Source organism: Streptomyces sp. NPDC042259 (genome assembly GCF_055582085.1).
In genome coordinates this window covers 102,238-117,721 of record NZ_JBVJDW010000013.1, presented here as the reverse complement: position 1 = coordinate 117,721, position 15,484 = coordinate 102,238, and the positions used below count along the sequence as shown (strand labels likewise).

The 15,484-nt window shown below is 72.5% G+C and carries 10 protein-coding genes and 1 tRNA gene; 6 read left to right on the top strand and 5 right to left on the bottom strand.

Annotation, left to right across the window (positions count from 1 at the left end):
- Window positions 1-51: 51 nt before the first annotated feature.
- From topA to ACZ6MA_RS28895, 5 genes are all read left to right on the top strand, one after another.
- On the top strand, window positions 52-2,934 hold the full coding sequence (topA, locus tag ACZ6MA_RS28915) for a type I DNA topoisomerase (protein WP_469437263.1): 2,883 nt from the start codon (window positions 52-54) through the stop codon (window positions 2,932-2,934).
- Between the two features lie 294 nt (window positions 2,935-3,228).
- Window positions 3,229-6,909 (top strand): dTMP kinase, encoded by a 3,681-nt coding sequence (gene tmk, locus ACZ6MA_RS28910; RefSeq protein ID WP_469437261.1) that lies wholly within the window; start codon window positions 3,229-3,231, stop codon window positions 6,907-6,909.
- A gap of 121 nt (window positions 6,910-7,030) precedes the next feature.
- Window positions 7,031-8,260 (top strand): DNA polymerase III subunit delta', encoded by a 1,230-nt coding sequence (locus tag ACZ6MA_RS28905; protein WP_469437260.1) that lies wholly within the window; start codon window positions 7,031-7,033, stop codon window positions 8,258-8,260.
- A 306-nt stretch (window positions 8,261-8,566) separates the two neighbouring features.
- On the top strand, window positions 8,567-10,177 hold the full coding sequence (locus tag ACZ6MA_RS28900) for an alpha/beta hydrolase (protein ID WP_469437258.1): 1,611 nt from the start codon (window positions 8,567-8,569) through the stop codon (window positions 10,175-10,177).
- 97 nt (window positions 10,178-10,274) lie between these two features.
- Window positions 10,275-10,348: transfer RNA gene (locus ACZ6MA_RS28895), tRNA-Thr, on the top strand.
- 120 nt (window positions 10,349-10,468) lie between these two features.
- On the opposite strand, the gene ACZ6MA_RS28890 is transcribed toward ACZ6MA_RS28895, so the two are convergent.
- Window positions 10,469-10,861, bottom strand: coding sequence for a type II toxin-antitoxin system VapC family toxin (locus tag ACZ6MA_RS28890; protein WP_469437256.1), 393 nt, complete (start codon window positions 10,859-10,861; stop codon window positions 10,469-10,471).
- Window positions 10,858-11,130 (bottom strand): hypothetical protein, encoded by a 273-nt coding sequence (locus tag ACZ6MA_RS28885; RefSeq protein ID WP_469437255.1) that lies wholly within the window; start codon window positions 11,128-11,130, stop codon window positions 10,858-10,860. The genes ACZ6MA_RS28890 and ACZ6MA_RS28885 overlap by 4 nt, the downstream gene beginning before the upstream one ends.
- A 101-nt stretch (window positions 11,131-11,231) precedes the next feature.
- Between ACZ6MA_RS28885 and ACZ6MA_RS28880 the strand changes: the two genes are divergently transcribed.
- Window positions 11,232-12,185: a D-2-hydroxyacid dehydrogenase family protein gene (locus tag ACZ6MA_RS28880; protein WP_469437253.1), complete on the top strand. Its 954-nt coding sequence runs from the start codon at window positions 11,232-11,234 to the stop codon at window positions 12,183-12,185.
- Window positions 12,186-12,207: 22 nt separating this feature from the next.
- On the opposite strand, the gene fabG is transcribed toward ACZ6MA_RS28880, so the two are convergent.
- The 3 genes from fabG to ACZ6MA_RS28865 are packed head-to-tail and all read right to left on the bottom strand — an operon-like array spanning window position 12,208 to window position 15,479.
- Entirely contained in the window at window positions 12,208-12,924 is a 717-nt protein-coding gene (gene fabG, locus ACZ6MA_RS28875) for a 3-oxoacyl-ACP reductase FabG (protein WP_469437252.1), read from the bottom strand.
- A gap of 28 nt (window positions 12,925-12,952) precedes the next feature.
- Window positions 12,953-13,990, bottom strand: coding sequence for an AurF N-oxygenase family protein (locus tag ACZ6MA_RS28870; RefSeq protein WP_469437250.1), 1,038 nt, complete (start codon window positions 13,988-13,990; stop codon window positions 12,953-12,955).
- Window positions 13,991-14,009: 19 nt separating this feature from the next.
- Window positions 14,010-15,479, bottom strand: a complete 1,470-nt coding sequence (locus tag ACZ6MA_RS28865; protein WP_469437248.1) for a DHA2 family efflux MFS transporter permease subunit — start codon at window positions 15,477-15,479, stop codon at window positions 14,010-14,012.
- Window positions 15,480-15,484: the final 5 nt, after the last annotated feature.

The following is a 15,484-nucleotide window of genomic DNA, read 5'->3' as shown; positions in this document are numbered from 1 at the left end:
GCAGCGTCACCGCAGCGCCCACACCGAGTGCCGACCGGAAGAAGAGCGAAGTTGTCCCCGACCAGCGAGACCGCACAGGGCGGCCGCCGACTCGTCATCGTCGAGTCGCCTGCCAAGGCGAAGACGATCAAGGGCTACCTCGGCCCCGGATACGTCGTCGAGGCGAGCGTCGGGCACATCCGTGACCTGCCGAACGGGGCCGCCGAGGTCCCGGCCAAGTACAAGGGCGAGCCCTGGGCCCGTCTCGGCGTGAACGTCGACGCCGAGTTCCAGCCCATCTATGTCGTCAACCACGACAAGAAGGACCAGGTCAAGAAGCTCAAGGAGCTGCTGGCCGAGTCCGACGAACTCTTCCTCGCCACCGATGAGGACCGCGAGGGCGAAGCCATCGCGTGGCACCTGCAGGAAGTCCTCAAGCCCAAGGTCCCGGTCCGCCGGATGGTCTTCCACGAGATCACCAAGGACGCGATCCGCGAGGCCGTGGCCAACCCGCGCGAGCTGAACAAGAAGCTCGTCGACGCCCAGGAGACCCGCCGCATCCTCGACCGCCTCTACGGCTACGAGGTCTCGCCGGTCCTGTGGAAGAAGGTCATGCCCCGGCTGTCCGCCGGCCGGGTGCAGTCCGTGGCGACCCGGCTCGTCGTCGAGCGGGAGCGCGAGCGCATCGCCTTCCGCTCCGCCGAGTACTGGGACCTCACCGGCACCTTCGCGACGGGCCGCGGCGGCGACGCCTCCGACCCCGGCACCTTCGGCGCCCGCCTGACCTCCGTCGACGGCCGCCGGGTGGCCCAGGGCCGTGACTTCGGCTCGACCGGCGTGATCAAGGAGGGCTCCACCGTCCTCCACCTGGACGAGGCGAACGCCCGTGCGCTCGCCGCGGCCCTCGCGGAGACCCGGTTCTCCGTGCGGTCCGTCGAGTCCAAGCCGTACCGCCGCTCGCCGTACGCGCCGTTCCGTACGACCACGCTGCAGCAGGAGGCCTCGCGCAAGCTGGGCTTCGGTGCGAAGGCCACCATGCAGGTCGCTCAGAAGCTGTACGAAAACGGCTTCATCACCTATATGCGTACGGACTCCACCACCCTCTCCGAGACGGCCGTCCAGGCCGCCCGGGCCCAGGTCACGCAGCTCTACGGCGCGGACTACCTGCCCGAGAAGCCGCGCACCTACGCCGGCAAGGTCAAGAACGCGCAGGAGGCCCACGAGGCGATCCGCCCCTCCGGGGATCGTTTCCGTACGCCCGCCGAGACCGGGCTGACCGGTGACCAGTTCCGCCTCTACGAGCTGATCTGGAAGCGGACCGTCGCCTCCCAGATGAAGGACGCGGTCGGCAACTCCGTCACCGTCAAGATCGCCGGTCGCGCGAGCGACGGCCGGGACGCCGAGTTCAGCGCGTCCGGCAAGACGATCACCTTCCACGGCTTCATGAAGGCCTACGTCGAAGGCGCCGACGACCCGAACGCCGAGCTGGACGACCGCGAGCGCCGGCTTCCGCAGGTCACCGAGGGCGACTCGCTGACCGCCGAGGAGATCTCCGCCGACGGTCACGCGACCAAGCCCCCGGCCCGCTACACCGAGGCCTCGCTGGTCAAGGAGCTGGAAGAGCGCGAGATCGGCCGCCCCTCGACCTACGCGTCGATCATCGGCACGATCCTCGACCGCGGCTACGTCTTCAAGAAGGGCACGGCGCTCGTCCCGTCCTTCCTGTCCTTCGCGGTCGTCAACCTGCTGGAGAAGCACTTCGGCCGGCTGGTCGACTACGACTTCACCGCCTCCATGGAGGAGGACCTCGACCGCATCGCCCGCGGCGAGGCCCAGGCCGTGCCGTGGCTGCGCCGCTTCTACTTCGGCTCCGAAAGCGGCACCGAGGCGGGCCGGATCGGCTCCGCCGCCGACGCCGGCAACGGCGACGGCGACCACCTCGGCGGCCTCAAGGAACTGGTCACCGACCTCGGTGCGATCGACGCCCGCGAGGTGTCCTCGTTCCCCGTCGGCGACGGCATCGTGCTGCGTGTCGGCCGCTACGGCCCGTACGTGGAGCGCGGCGAGAAGGACTCCGAGGGCCACCAGCGCGCCGACGTGCCGGAGGACCTGGCGCCGGACGAGCTGACCGTGGCGTACGCCGAGGAGCTGCTCGCCAAGCCGAGCGGCGACTTCGAGCTGGGCACCGACCCCGTCAGCGGGCACCCGGTCATCGCCCGCGACGGCCGCTACGGCCCGTACGTCACCGAGGTCCTGCCCGAGGGCACCCCGAAGACCGGCAAGAACGCGGTCAAGCCGCGCACCGCGTCGCTCTTCAAGTCGATGTCCCTCGACACGGTCACCCTCGACGACGCCCTCAAGCTGATGTCGCTGCCCCGCGTCGTCGGCACGGACGCCGAAGGCGTGGAGATCACCGCGCAGAACGGCCGCTACGGCCCGTACTTGAAGAAGGGCACGGACTCCCGGTCGCTGGAGACCGAGGACCAGCTCTTCACGATCACCCTCGACGAGGCCCTCGCCATCTACGCCCAGCCCAAGCAGCGCGGGCGGGCCGCGGCCAAGCCGCCGTTGAAGGAGCTGGGCACCGACCCGGTCAGCGAGCGTCCGGTCGTGGTCAAGGACGGCCGCTTCGGCCCGTATGTGACCGACGGCGAGACCAACGCCACGCTGCGCCGTGACGACGACGTCGAGACCATCACGCCGGAGCGCGGCTACGAACTCCTCGCGGAGAAGCGCGCCAAGGGCCCGGCCAAGAAGACGGCCAAGAAGGCCCCGGCGAAGAAGACGGCGGCCAAGAAGACCACGACGGCCAAGAAGACGGCCGCGAAGAAGACGGCCGCCAAGAAGACCACGACGGCGAAGAAGACCGCCGTGAAGAAGACGGCCACCACGAAGAAGGCCGCGGCGAAGAAGACCACCGCCGCCGCTTCGACGGGGTCGGCTTCGGGCGAGTAACGACCCCGGTCGTTCGCCGCGGGCCGTGGCGTCCGCGCCACCGCCGCACGGCGGGTCCGCGAACGCGGAACGGGCCGGTTCGGGCTGGATACAGCCGGTTCCGGCCCGTTCGTCGTGAGTGGGACGTGCCCGCGGAGCGCCCGCCGCCGCGCGCGGCGGGGACGGCCCCGCGACCGGAGATCCACCGGGCGGCCCCTGGCGTGCGGAGTCAACGCGATGCCCGGTTGTCGCCCGGTCATATGGGGGCCTTCGGGCAGAGGATTGTGATTCGGTCAGTCCGGATAGGCTGGCAGGATGACGCGAGCCGAGCAGCCAACAGTGGTGACCCCCACATCCGGCGCCCTAGCCGCGGATTCCCGCGAGCGCGCCGTACGGGCCCTGCTGCGCTTCCCGCCGCTCCGGCGGCTGTGGCGCGCCCAGGCCGTCGGTGGAATCGGGGACTCCCTCGCCCTCCTCGTCCTGATGCTGCTGTCGCTGCAGGCGGCGGTCGCGGCGGGTTCGTTCGGGGGCGGCTACCGGGGCGCCGCGTGCGCCGTCGCGGCGGTCCTCGGCGCACGGCTGCTCGCGACCCTGCTCTTCGGGGCGGTCCTGCTCGGCCCGCTCTCCTCCCTCATCGCCCCGGCCGGTCCCCTCGACCGCCGCTGGACCATGATCGGTGCGGACGGGGTACGGCTCGCGCTGCTCGCCGTCGCACCGCTGTGGATCGACTGGACCGAGGGGCGGGCGCTCGGCTTGCTGCTCGTCTCGGCCTTCGTCGTCGGCGTCGCCGAGCGCTTCTGGACCGTCGCCCGGGAGAGCGCGGCCCCCGCCCTGCTGCCCGCCCCGCCCGCCGAGGGCGCGGCCGTGCGGCCGCTGCCGGACCACTGTGACGCCCTGCGGCGGCTCTCGATCCGTACCAACTTCGTCGCCCTGCCCGTCGCCGCCGCCGTGCTCGTCCTCGTCACGCTCGTCGGCAATCTGCTCGGCTCGGGGATCGACTGGTTCCACCTGCACCAGGCGGCCCTCGGCTCGTTCGTCGCCGCCGGACTGTTCGCGGCCTCGATCGCGCTTCTGCAAGCCCTCGAACTGCCCGCCACGCAGACGCCCCGCACCCGCTCCCCGCTCGAAGGGCTGCGCCGCCCCAAGACCCCCCAGGGCCCTGACAAGGGCCGCACGGGCGCGATCCCGGTGCTCGTACCGGCCTGCGCGGCCGTCGCGGGCGCGATCGCCGCGGCCGTCGGCGTCGCCGCCCTCCAGGCCGTCGACCTCGGCGGCGGCCCGGTGGGCTTCGCGCTGCTCGTCCTCGCGCTCGGCGGGGGCCCGGTCATCGGCATCCGCACGGCCCGCAAGGTGCTGCCCGGCTTCTCGCGCCGCCGCCTGCTGGTGCTGGCGATCGCCGTGACGGGCGTGGCGCTGCTGGCCGCGGGCCTGGTGCCCGACCCCACCACGGTGCTGCTGCTCGTCCTCCTCGCGGGCGTGTCCGCCGGCGTCGCCGCCAACACCGGCCACTGCCTGCTCGACCAGGAGACCGAGGAGGGCCGCCGGGCGCGGACCACCGAGCACCTGCACGCCGCCGTCCGGGTCGCGGTCGCGCTGAGCGCCGTCGTGGCGCCTCTGCTCGCGGCGGCCATCGGGCCGCACCGGCTGGCGAGCGGCAGCTTCGTCTTCGCACACGGCGGGGCGGCGTTCACGCTGATGCTCGTCGGCGCGCTGCTGCTGCCCGTGGCCGCGCTCGTGCTCGGCAAGATCGACGACCGGGCCGGGGTGCCGTTCCGGCGCGACCTGCTGGACGTGGTGCGCGGCGGCGACCCGGACGAGGCGACCGCGGCCACCGGCTTCTTCATCGCCTTCGAGGGCGGTGACGGCGCGGGCAAGTCGACCCAGGTCGAAGCGGTCACCGAATGGCTCCGCGGCAAGGGCCACGAGGTGGTCGTCACCCGCGAACCCGGCGCCACCTCGATCGGCAAGCGGCTGCGCGCGATCCTCCTCGACGTCTCGTCGGCGGGCCTGTCGGACCGCTCCGAGGCCCTGATGTACGCGGCCGACCGCGCCGAGCACGTCGCCTCCGTCGTCCGGCCCGCCCTGGAGCGCGGCGCGGTCGTCATCTCCGACCGCTACATCGACTCCTCCGTCGCCTACCAGGGCGCCGGGCGCGACCTCTCGCCGACCGAGATCGCCCGCATCTCGCGGTGGGCCACGAACGGGCTGGTCCCGAATCTGACGATCCTGCTGGACGTCTCGCCGGAGACCGCCCGCGAGCGCTTCACCGAGGCCCCGGACCGGCTGGAGTCGGAGCCGATGGAGTTCCACCAGCGGGTGCGGACCGGATTCCTCACCCTGGCCGCCGCCGATCCGGCGCGCTACCTGGTCATCGACGCCGGCCAGGAGCCCGCGGCCATCTCCACCGTCGTACGCCACCGGCTCGACCAGGTCCTGCCCCTCTCCGAGGCCGAGATCAAGGCCCTGGAGGCGGCCCGGAAGGCGGCGGAGGAGGAAGCCCGCCGCAGGGCCGAGGAAGAGGCCGCCCGCAAGGCCGAGGAGGAGCGGCTGGAGCGCGAGCGGCAGGCCCAGCTCGCCAAGCTCCGCGCCGAGGAGGAGGAGCGGCAGCGCCGCGAGCGGGCGGAAGAGGAAGAGCGCAAGCGCCGCGAGCTGGAGGAGGCCCGGCGGCGCGAGGAGGAGCGGCTCGCGGAGGAGGCCCGTCAGCGGGCCGAGGAAGCCCGGCTCCGGGCGGAGGAGGAGCGCAAGCGCCGCGAGGCGGAGGAGCGCGCCCACGCCGCCGAGCAGGAGCGGCTGCGTAAGCAGGCCGAGGAAGAGGCGCGGCTGCGCGCGGAGGCGGCGGAACGGCGCCTGGAGAAGCAGCGCAAGGCCGAAGAGGCGCTGCTGAGGGCCGAGCAGGCACGCATCGCCGAGCAGGAGCGGGCGGCCGAGCGGGCCCGGCTGGCGGAGCAGGAGCGTCTGGCCGAACAGGCGCGGATCGCCGAGCAGGAGCGCCTGGCCGAGCAGGCACGAGTGGCCGAGCAGGAGCGGGCGGCGGAGCGGGCCCGGGCCGAGGCCGAGGCGAAGGCCGCCGCCGACGCGGCGGCTGAGGCCGAGGCCGCGCGGGTCGCCGCCGAGGCCGCTGCCGCGCGCGAGGCGCACCATGCGCACCATTCCGAGGCCCCGACGGTCGAGCGGCCGGCGTTGCGCGAGTCCGATCTTCGCAAGGGCGCGGACGCACGCCGGGACGCGGACGCGCGACGCGCCTCGGACGAGACGCAGACGGTTCAGACGCCGGCGGTCCGCCCCGCCGACCCGCGTGACACGGACTGGACACGGGATGCCGAAACGAAGGTGATGCCGGCTGTCCCGCCGGTGCCGCCCGCACCTCCCACTGTTCCGCCCAGCGTTTCGCCCACGGCGAGCGGTGACGGGTCCGACGACCAGCGGATCACCTGGGGTGTGGGACGGCGTGAGGGGCGGGACGCCGGTGAGGCCGGGCCCGGGACCAGGTCCAGGTCCGGGTCGGGGGCCAAGTCCACGTCCAGGCCCGGGCCGGAGTCGGAATCGGATTCGGAGGAGACGGCGGTCCTGCCGCAGGCCCCGGCCGACGCCGCCCCGCCGCGGCCGTCCACACCGCCCGGAGCGATGGACGACACGGCGGTCCTGCCGCCCGTGAAGCCCGGACAGCGCGAGCGGTCCACGCGGCCCGAGCGCGTCGAGCGCCCGGCGGACCCCGCGGACCGGGTGCCGGAGTGGCTCTTCCGTCGTGAGGACGAGGAACGGGGTAAGTCCCCGGCCGAATCGGACAGCGAGCGCACGCGCGAACTGCCGCAGATCAACGAGGGCCGGACCGGTGCCGACGAGCAGGCCGGACCCGCGGAGCCCACGCGCACGGATCACCGGCGCCCGGGATGGGCGGGCAGGGCTTCCAAGAAGGAAGCCCCCACCCTCGCGGACGAGCTGTTCGGCGACCGCGACGAGGAGGACGAGGGCCGCCGCCGGCGCAAGGGCAGGTAGGGGCAGGGGCAGCCGGGTACCTGCCGGTGCCGGCCACGGCTGCCCGGCCGACGCGGGGAGCCTTGTCAGTGCCGTGTCCCACAATGGGTAACCGCAGGACCAACAGCGCGGAGGACAGACCATGGCGGTGTGGGACGACCTGGTCGGCCAGGACCGGGTGCAGGAGCAGCTCGCCGCTGCCGCGCGGGATGCGGACGCGCTCGTCACGGGCGTGGCGTCGGCCTCCGCGCCGTCCCCGGCGCCCGCCCCCGGGAGCGGCGGCGGTTCCATGACGCACGCGTGGCTGTTCACCGGCCCGCCGGGATCGGGCCGGTCCACCGCGGCCCGTGCCTTCGCCGCGGCGTTGCAGTGCGTCAGCCCCGACCGGGCGCTCAACGGCCCCGGCTGCGGTTTCTGCGACGGTTGTCACACCTCGCTCGTGGGGACGCACGCGGACGTCGAGATCGTCCGTACCGACCAGCTGTCGATCGGCGTCAAGGAAACCCGCGACCTCGTCCGCCGGGCCCAGCTGTCCCCTGCCACCGGCCGCTGGCAGGTGATCGTCCTGGAGGACGCGGACCGGCTGACCGAGGGCGCGGGCAACGTCCTCCTCAAGGCGGTGGAAGAGCCCGCCCCGCGCACGGTGTGGCTGCTGTGCGCCCCCTCCCTGGAGGACGTGCTGCCGACGATCCGGTCCCGCTGCCGTCTGCTGACCCTGCGCACCCCGCCCCCGGCGGCGGTCGCCGATCTCCTGGTCCGGCGCGACGGCATCGAGCCCGAGCTGGCCACGCGGGTGGCCCGCGCCACCCAGGGCCACATCGGCCGGGCCCGCCGGCTCGCCACGGACGAGCGGGCCCGCGCCCGCCGCGCCGCCGTCCTCAAGGTGCCGCTGCGCGTGGACGACATCGGCGGCTGCCTCAAGGCCGCGCAGGAGCTGATCGACGCGGCGGGGGAGGACGCCAAGCAGGTCGCCGAGGAGGTCGACACCAAGGAGACCGAGGAGCTGCGCGCGGCGCTCGGCGCGGCCGCCGGCACCGGGGGCCGGCTCCCGCGCGGCACGGCCGGAGCGATGAAGGAACTCCAGGACCGGCAGAAGCGCCGCGCCACGCGGACACAGCGCGACAGCCTCGATCTCGCCCTGATCGATCTGACCGGTTTCTACCGCGATGTGCTGGCGCTCCAGCTCCGCTCCCGGGTCGAGATCGCCAATATCGACGCGCGGGACGCGCTGGAGCGCATAGCGTCGGCCTCCGGGCCGGAGCGGACGCTGCGGCGCATCGAGGCGATCATCGAGTGCCGCCGCGCACTCGACCGGAACGTGTCGCCGCTGCTGGCGGTAGAGGCGATGACGGTGGCGCTGCGGGCGGGGTGAGCACGCCGTCGCGGGCTGCCTCCGCGGGCTGAGCGCGAGGGCTCGGCAGGACCGGGGCTTCGGGGCGCAGGCTGGACAGGCAGGGCAGGCGGGACAGGCAGGGTGCGACGGGGGCAGAGGCGGGCTGTTACGGCATCCGGCGGCGGATCGCTTCGTACTGGCGCGTACCTCACTCGTATGAGGACTAGTGGGCCATGGGATGAGCCAACTTGGGCATCCCTCTGGATACGCTCCGTATGACTGCAATGGCCCTGCGTATCACCTATGTGTGACTGTCCACCCGCCCCCCACCCCGAGGGAACAGCTTTGGACACCAGCCGTCTGCTCCGCACCTCCTCCACCGTCGTCGTGACGGCGGCCCTGCTGATCTCCGGGTGCGCCTCGGGGACCGCGACGCCGAGGGCGGCCGCGTCGGCGAGATCGCAGAGTCCGGCGGATGCCGGGACGGATGTCGGGGATGCCGACGGCCCCGTGCAGCCGCTCGCGCCGCTGCCCACCGAGCTGCCGGCCGAGCTACGGCCGTACTACGCGCAGAAGCTCACCTGGCGTTCCTGTGCGGGCGACCGCTTCGAGTGCGCCACGCTGGTGGCCCCGCTGGATTACGACCGCCCCCGCGCGGGAGGCGACCTCAAGCTCGCCGTCTCCCGGAAGAAGGCCACCGGCCCCGGCAAACGGCTGGGCTCGCTGCTGGTCAACCCCGGCGGCCCGGGCGGCTCGGCCGTCGGCTACCTCCAGGGGTACGCGGGCATCGGCTACCCGGCCCCCGTCCGCGCCCGGTACGACATGGTCGCGGTGGACCCGCGCGGCGTGGCCGGCAGCGAGCCGGTGAACTGCCTGTCCGACGCGGACATGGACGCGTACACCCGGGTCGACATGAGCCCGGACAGCCCGTCGGAGGTCGGCGAACTCACCCAGGCGTACCGAGCCTTCGCCGACGGCTGCGCCAGCCGCTCCGGCAAGGTCCTCGGCCATGTCTCGACCGTCGAGGCGGCCCGCGACATGGACCTCCTGCGCGCGGCCCTGGGCGACGAAAAACTCCACTACGTCGGTGCCTCGTACGGCACCTTCCTGGGCGCCACCTACGCGGGGCTCTACCCGTCCCGCGTCGGCCGGCTCGTCCTCGACGGCGCGCTGGACCCCTCCCTCGACGCCCGGCGGGTCAACCGCGACCAGACGGCCGGGTTCCAGACCGCCTTCGAGTCGTTCGCGAAGGACTGCGTCGGACGGGCGGACTGCCCCCTGGGCCCCGGAAGCACCGCCGCCGCCGGCGGCCGGCTCGGGGACCTCTTCAAGCGGATCGACACCCACCCTCTGCGCACCGGCACCTCGCGCGACCTCACCGAGAGCCTCGCCACCACGGGTGTGATCTCCGCCATGTACGACGAGCGCGCCTGGCCCCGCCTCCGCGCCGCCCTGCGCGCCGCCCGCGACGGCGACGGCGGCCCGTTGCTGAAGCTCTCCGACGCCTACTACGAGCGCGACCGGAACGGCTCCTATGCCAACCTCATGTACGCGAACTCGGCCGTCAACTGCCTGGACCTGCCCCCGGCCTTCCGCAGCCCGGCCGAGGTCCACGGGGCCGTCGCCGACTTCAAGAAGGCGTCCCCGGTCTTCGGTGAAAGCCTCGCCTGGTCCGCCCTGAGCTGCGCCTACTGGTCCGTACCGCCCACCGGCCAACCCCACCGCATCGAGGCCGAGGGCGCCGCCCCCATCCTCGTCGTCGGCACCACCCGCGACCCCGCCACCCCCTACGCCTGGGCCCGCGCCCTCGCCTCCCAGCTCTCCTCGGGCCACCTCCTCACCTACGAGGGCGACGGCCACACGGCCTACACCCGGGGCAGCGACTGCGTCGATACGACGATCAACGACTACCTCCTCACCACCACCCCGCCCCCCGCCGCCCGGAAGTGCACCTGACCTGCGCTTCCCCCTCCCACTCGCCTGGTGCGGAGCACCCCTGGAAACTGTGTAGACTAGGCCGCGCTGCTGATGCCGTTCAGGTGTCCGGCAGCTTGCCGCCTTAGCTCAGTTGGCCAGAGCAACGCACTCGTAATGCGTAGGTCTCGGGTTCGAATCCCGAAGGCGGCTCTGTAGAAGCCTCAGGACTCACTCGCCGTGACCTGGGGCTTTTGCTTTTGCGAGAAGCAGGTCGGGGAGCGCAAGTCGCACCCGTCACAGTGACAGCGAATTCTTCGACGAGCGCGTCGGTCAGACCTTGACGACCTGGACGCCGGGGCCGCACAGCGTGGTGAGGTCTTCGGGGTCCGAGGTGAGCACGGTGACCGGCTTCGGTGAGGTCAGCGCGGTGGCTGCCACGATGGAATCAAGTGCGTACTTGTGGCCGTGCAGGCCGGCCGCGGCGAGGAGTTTGCTCGCGTGCCGGGCGATGGCCTCCGTGGGCGGCACGATGGTCACGCGTGAGACGGCGTAGTCGAACCGCGCCTGGTTCACCCTGGGGTCGCGCGCTTCCACGAGGGTGACGGAGCTGATGACTACGTGGATGTCCTCCGCCTCGGCTGCGGCCAGCCACTCGGTGAGTTCAGGGTTGCGCTGCACGAGTCGGGACAGCCCTTCGCAATCGAGAACGAGCGTCCCGCTCACGCGGCGTCTGCCGCGTTGCGTGCCTCACCGCGCAGGATGGCCCGCTTCGCCTCGACTGCGGCAGGGTCGACTGGTCCATGCTCGGCTTCGGCGGCCTCGATCAGCTCGCGCAGTCGATCGCGCTCCAGTTGGCGCTGGATAAGGCCTTCGACGTACGCGGACAGACCGCGCTTGCCGGTGCGCTCCTTGAGGGCCGCGATCGTGCCCTCGTGGAGGGAGACGGACACGGGCCGGATGGGGCCTTCGCCGGGGGCGAGGTTGTCAGCCATGTGAGGAGCTTAACAAATCTATTGTTATTCGGCGGGGGCAGAATGATCACCGGCCCCTCCGTGGCGCCGACGTCGGATCGTTCGAACAGGGGATCTTCGTGATGCGTATCGCCGTCATCGACGACTACAACAGCGCCGCCGCCGCTCTGCCCTGTTGGGAGGGGCTGGCCGCCGGGGCCGACGTGCGGTTCTTCTCCGATCATCTTGACGGTCCCGCCGCCGTGGTCGAGCGGCTCGCGGCCTTCGACGCCGTCGTCGCCATGCGCGAGCGGACGGCCTTCACCGCGGAGGTCCTCGCCGGGCTTCCGCGGTTGAAGCTGCTCGTCACCGCCGGGGCGCACAATGCCGCGATCGATCTCGCCGCCGCCGCGCGGCAGGGCGTCGTCGTGAGTGGGACGCGGATGACGCCCTACCCGGCGGCCGAGCTGACCTGGGCGCTGATCCTGGAGTTGGCCCGTCGGGCCGGTGCGCAGGATGCCGGGGTGCGCGGCGGGAGCTGGCAGAGCGGGGTCGGGGTGGGGCTGGCCGGGGGGACGCTCGGGGTGGTGGGGTTGGGGAAGCTCGGGCAGCGGGTGGCCGCCGTGGGGGCCGCGTTCGGGATGGACGTGGTGGCCTGGAGCCCGCACATGACCGCCGAACGGGCGGGGGCCGTCGGGGTGCGGGCGGTCGGCAAGGAGGAGTTGTTCTCCTCCTCGGACGTCGTCAGCGTGCACCTGCGGCTGTCCGGGACGACCACCGGGCTCGTCGCCGAGGACGATCTGCGGCGGATGCGGCGTACCGCGTTCCTGGTCAACACCTCGCGCGCGCGGATCGTCGACGAGGCCGCCTTGGTCAAGGCCCTCGGTGAGGGCTGGATAGCCGGTGCGGGGCTCGATGTGTACGAGGAGGAGCCGCTCCCCGCCGGGCATCGGCTGCTCGACGCCCCCAACACCGTGCTGACCCCGCACATCGGCTATGTGACCGGCGACAACTTCGCGCTCGTCTACGGCGATGCCGTCGAGGCCGTCAACGCCTACCTCGGCGGCACGCCGGTGAGGGTGCTCAACAAAGAGTGACTCCGTTGGGGCGGCCCCGGTCTCAGTGGCCCATTCCCAGCCCTCCGTCCACCGGGATCACCGCGCCCGCCACATATGCGGCCGCGTCGCTCGCCAGCCAGGTCACCGCGCCGCTGACCTCGTCGGCCGTGGCCGTGCGGCCGAGGGGGATCTGTTCGCGCTGCGCGGCGAGGTGGGCCTCGGAGAGGCCGGCCGTCATGTCCGTCTCGATGAGGCCGGGGGCCACCACGTTCGCGGCGATGTTGCGGGCGCCGTACTCACGGGTGAGGGAGCGGGCCAGGCCGACCAGACCCGCCTTGCTGGAGGCGTAGTTGGTCTGGCCCGCGCTGCCGAGAAGGCCCGCCACCGAGGAGATCAGGATGATGCGGCCGCCCTTGCGCCGCAGCATCTGCGGGACGGCGCGCTTGGAGCAGCGCCAGGCGCCCGCGAGGTTGGTGTCGAGGACGCGCAGGAACTGCTCCTCCTTCATGCGGATGAGGAGGCCGTCCGCGGTCATTCCCGCGTTGGACACGAGGACCCCGACCGGGCCCAACTCCCGCTCCACCGTGGTGAAGGCCTTGTCCACGGACGCGGAGTCGGTGACGTCGCACTCGACGCCGAACGTGCCCTCGGGGGTCTCGCTGCCGCGGTGGGTGACCGCGACCCGGTCGCCCAGCGCCACGAAGGCCCGGGCGATCTCGGCGCCGATGCCGCGGTTGCCGCCGGTGATCAGCACCGTGCGGGGTGCGTGTTGTTCCATGGTGTGCATATCGCTTCCGTTCCGCCCCCTACGTCAGGGGTGCCGGCTCCGAATCCGTGATCGTCCGTGACCAGTCGAACTCGAGGTCGTCCTCCACGCCCAGCCGCTCCACCAGACCGCGGAGCCCGCTGTAGTCCTGGACCAGCGGCCGCTTGCCGGTGGCGGTCTCGATGTCGTGGAGCATTTCGTGGCCGCCCGGCAGACCGGTGTGGTCCATGATCCGGTGCCAGGTGGCGAAGTCGTTGGCCACGAAGCCGTCCAGTCCCGCCACCAGGGAGTCCAGGAAGAACCGGCGGCCGGCCTCGTCCAGGTCCGCGTAGACCTGCTCGGCGAGGACGGTGGATATCGACGCGTGGCAGTACTCGTCGCGGTTGTGTATGCGTACGGTGGCGCTGTTCACGGGCTGTATCTCGGTGTCTTCCGCGATCAGGTTCAGATACGCGTTGATGGAGATCTCCGCGACCGTCGCGAAGCCCAGGGTGGTCAGCGAACGCTGCCACTGCTCCGGCCAGGAGTCGCGCAGCCGGGCGTGTTCGCGGGCGACGCGGGGCAGGGGCAGCGCGGCGTCCGGGAACGCCTCGCGCCGCCGGCGGCGGGTGACCGCGCTCGCGTTCATGTGCATCAGGGTGTGGTACTGCTCGTCGACCATCGCCTGGGCCACCGAACGCTGCAGCTTCTCGCCGCCCAGGCTGGGAAACCAGCCGTCCAGGGCCAGTTGGAAGGCCGGGTTGACGACCTGGCCCTCCAGCAGCACCGTCGTGCGGTTGTAGGCGATCCACGCCCAGCTGAGCAGCCGGGAGCGCTCCGCGGGCTCCAGGGCCAGATAGGTGGGGTGCTCGCGGAACGGCAGAATGCGCTCGGGGTAGTCGAGCCTGTCGATCTCGAACAGCTCGTCCAGCTCGGGTTCCTCGCGCTTCACCGCCGCCCGGCGGTGCCAGTTGCCCGCCAGGCGGACGATGACCGCGTGCTCCGCCGGGTCGTTCTCGTCGTGGTCCGGAACACCGTCCGGGATGGCGTCCGGGGTACCGTCCGGGTCACCTTCCCGCAGCTTCGGGTCGTTCTTCATGTCCACTCCTCCGTTGACATCAGTGCTCGGCTTCCTGCTTCGGCCCCTTCGGGGACGGCGGGTCCGCCAGCCACAGCGCCGTGACGGCCGCCAGGACCGCCAGGACCGTGCACAGCGTGAACACCTGCCGGAAGCCGTCGAGCGACTTGCCGCTCTGGCCGCCGAGCACGGCCATGACCGCCGCGAAGGCCGCCGTGCCCAGGGCCGCTCCCACCTGCCGGGCCGTCGTCGCGAGGCCGGCGCCCGCCGCGAACAGCCGGGACGGCAGGGCGGTGGACGAGGCGCTGGACAGGCCGGTCATCACCGCGCCGATGCCCACACCACCGATCAAGGTGGCGGGCAGCCAGATCACCAGGAAGTCCGGCTTCGACTCCAGGCCGATCATCCAGATCCCGCACTGGACGGCGAACAGGACGCTGCCCACGACGACCGCCGGCCGCTGGTGGGCACGGGCGTAGCGGCCCGCCAGCACCGAGGCCGCCACGGACATCACCGCGCCGGGCGCCAGCGCCAGGCCGGCCTCCACCTCCGAATAGCCCCAGATCTCGGTGGCGAAGAGCGGCGCGGCCAGCAGCCAGCAGTACATCGAGCCGCCGAACAGCACGAACGCGATGTTGGAGACCCGGAACTTACGGCTGCGCCACAGCGAGATCTCCACGGCCGGCGCCGGGTGGCGGCGGGAGCGCCAGAGCGCCACGGCCAGCAGCACCGCACCGCCCAGCAACGCCCCGAGGAACGCGGGGGAGGCCCAGCCCCAGCTGCTGCCCTCCGTCAGGGCGGCGACCACACCGCCCACACCGAGCGCGACCGCGAGGGTGCCGACCAGGTCGGGCATCCGGCCGGCCGGTCCCGTCCGGGGCGGCAGGATCCGGTAGGAGGCCACGACCAGCACCACACCCAGCGGCACGTTGATCAGGAAGACCGACGGCCAGCCGAAGCTGTCGACCAGCAGGCCGCCCAGCGGCGGGCCGACGGCCGCGGCGGCTGAGCTGCTGGCGCCCCACAGGCCGATGGCGTTCGACCGCTGCTCCGGCGGGCGTGAGGACAGCACCAGGCTCAGTGCGGAAGGGATCATCCCGGCGGCGGAGATGCCCTGGAGCACCCGCATGCCGACCAGGAACTCCACGTTGGGCGCGATCGCGCAGAGCCCGGAGGCCAGTGTGAACCCGGCCACGGACAACAGGAACAGTGCCCGGCGTCCCAGCACGTCGGCGAGCCGGCCGGCGGGCGCGAGGACGGCGGCGAAGACGACGGTGTAACTGCTGACCACCCAGGAGAGCGCCGACAGGGAGGCGTCGGGGAAGCTCTTGTGCAGACTGGGGAACGCGACGTAGGTGACCGAGACATCGAGGAACGCGACGAACGTCGCGCCGCACGCCATGAGCAGCGTCAGTCCGCCGCGCGCGTAGGCGGCGTCCTGTCCGGTGTCCGGTGGGGGGCTGGTGGTCTTCGGGGGAACTAACTGGGCGGCGGCATCCGAACCGGACATGGAAC

Bases quoted from the DNA above. Each gene is read 5' to 3' on its own strand.
- fabG (WP_469437252.1), bottom strand. From the start codon at position 12,924: ATGGAACAACACGCACCCCGCACGGTGCTGATCACCGGCGGCAACCGC.
- ACZ6MA_RS28870 (WP_469437250.1), bottom strand. From the start codon at position 13,990: ATGAAGAACGACCCGAAGCTGCGGGAAGGTGACCCGGACGGTACCCCG.
- ACZ6MA_RS28880 (WP_469437253.1), top strand. From the start codon at position 11,232: ATGCGTATCGCCGTCATCGACGACTACAACAGCGCCGCCGCCGCTCTG.
- ACZ6MA_RS28905 (WP_469437260.1), top strand. From the start codon at position 7,031: ATGGCGGTGTGGGACGACCTGGTCGGCCAGGACCGGGTGCAGGAGCAG.
- tmk (WP_469437261.1), top strand. From the start codon at position 3,229: ATGACGCGAGCCGAGCAGCCAACAGTGGTGACCCCCACATCCGGCGCC.
- ACZ6MA_RS28865 (WP_469437248.1), bottom strand. From the start codon at position 15,479: ATGTCCGGTTCGGATGCCGCCGCCCAGTTAGTTCCCCCGAAGACCACC.
- ACZ6MA_RS28885 (WP_469437255.1), bottom strand. From the start codon at position 11,130: ATGGCTGACAACCTCGCCCCCGGCGAAGGCCCCATCCGGCCCGTGTCC.